Origin of the sequence: Eudoraea sp. (assembly GCF_049665975.1) — a bacterium.
In the GTDB taxonomy this organism is placed as follows: domain Bacteria; phylum Bacteroidota; class Bacteroidia; order Flavobacteriales; family Flavobacteriaceae; genus Eudoraea.
Genome location: NZ_JBATGR010000262.1, coordinates 1 through 1548, shown reverse-complemented (window position 1 = coordinate 1548; position 1548 = coordinate 1). Strand labels below are relative to the sequence as shown.

Here is a 1548-nt window from a genome sequence, read left to right as displayed (position 1 = left end):
TCTTAAAGTAGCTGCTTAAAGCAGTCTTGGTTTTCCTGTTTTACCTCATTCTTACACCTTAAAGAATAGTAATCTCCGGGATTTTATTACCTTGTTTTTAAAACATACAGTAGTCCCTGATGATTGTGAGTTTTTTTTTCAATTATATTAATACGTTGAGGTTAATCTGGTTTACTATATTTATAAAACCATAGAAAAGGCTAAAAAATATTTCTTATTTGATTAAATTTTGGCCGAATTTTAAATACAACCAACTATGAAACTAATACGCTTTGGTGAAAAAGAAAAAGAAAAGCCCGGTGTTCTGCATCAGGGCAAAAGACTAGACTGCTCCGAAGAATTCAGTGATTGGGATAGAAACTTTTTTCAAAATAACGGATTACAAAAACTTGAGAAGTACCTGGCGTCTAATGCTGCTGGTTTGAAGGAAGTTCCAGATTCTGTAAGACATGCAGCCTGTATTAGCAGGCCAGGAATGATTATGTGTATAGGCCTTAATTATTCTGAACATGCTGCGGAATCTAATATGGCCATTCCTGAAGAACCCATTATTTTTGGAAAAGCTACCAACACATTAAGTGGCCCCTATGATGATGTGTCTATTCCAAAAAATTCTGTCAAAACAGATTATGAAGTAGAGCTTGGGGTGGTTCTGAATAAAAATGTACTCTACCTTAAAGATGAGGTGGAGGCCGCCGAAGCTATTGCCGGATATTGCGTTATAAATGATTTGTCTGAAAGGTCATTTCAATTGGAAAAAGGAGGGCAGTGGATTAAAGGTAAATCATGCCCCGGATTTAGTCCGGTTGGCCCCTACCTTGCAACTCCGGATGAACTAGGAGAGCTCGATAATCTTAAAATGACTTTGTCGGTAAATTCGGTATTAAGGCAAAATGGCAATACCTCGTTTATGATCTTCAGGCCGGCCTTTATTGTATATTACCTGTCCCAATTTATGCTTCTTGAAGCTGGCGACTTAATTTCTACCGGAACGCCTGCCGGAGTTGGTATAGGCTTGGATCCACCATCTTACCTTGCTAAAGGAGATTTGGTTGAGTTAAGCATTGAAGGGCTTGGTGCTCAGAAACAAAGAATGATTTAAATATTTATTGAGAGTGCAGAAAGCAAATCTTGTTTATGATGCAAAGGCAACTCTTGGAGAAGGTCCCTTTTGGGATGATGAATCTGGGCAGCTATTTTGGGTTGATATAGAGGAGGGGGTCCTTCATAGGTATGACATAAATACCGCTAAGAATACTGAATGGGGTTTTGATGAAATGATAGGTGCGGTAATCCCGGTTAGTGCGGGCAAGTTGCTTTTGGCGATGGAGACTGGCATTGCCTCCTTTAATTATCGGACCAATGAACTCAAGCGCCTTGCTATCCTGGAAAACTCCGATCGAAATTTAAGGTTTAACGATGGTAAATGTGACCCCGGCGGTAACCTCTGGATAGGTACTATGCACAAAAACCTAAAGCCGGAATATGGCAACCTTTTTAAGGTAGACCATAAATTGAATGAGACACTTCAAATTAAAAACACAAGCA

The 1548-nt window shown here is 39.3% G+C and carries 2 protein-coding genes; both read left to right on the top strand.

Annotated features, from left to right (window positions below):
• The first annotated feature begins 256 nt into the window (after positions 1 to 256).
• A complete protein-coding gene (locus WBN20_RS09510) occupies positions 257 to 1102 on the top strand; it encodes a fumarylacetoacetate hydrolase family protein (RefSeq protein WP_424281507.1) in 846 nt (281 codons plus the stop codon).
• Positions 1103 to 1115: 13 nt separating this feature from the next.
• On the top strand, positions 1116 to 1548 hold a 433-nt coding region (locus WBN20_RS09505; RefSeq protein ID WP_424281506.1), incomplete at its 3' end, for an SMP-30/gluconolactonase/LRE family protein.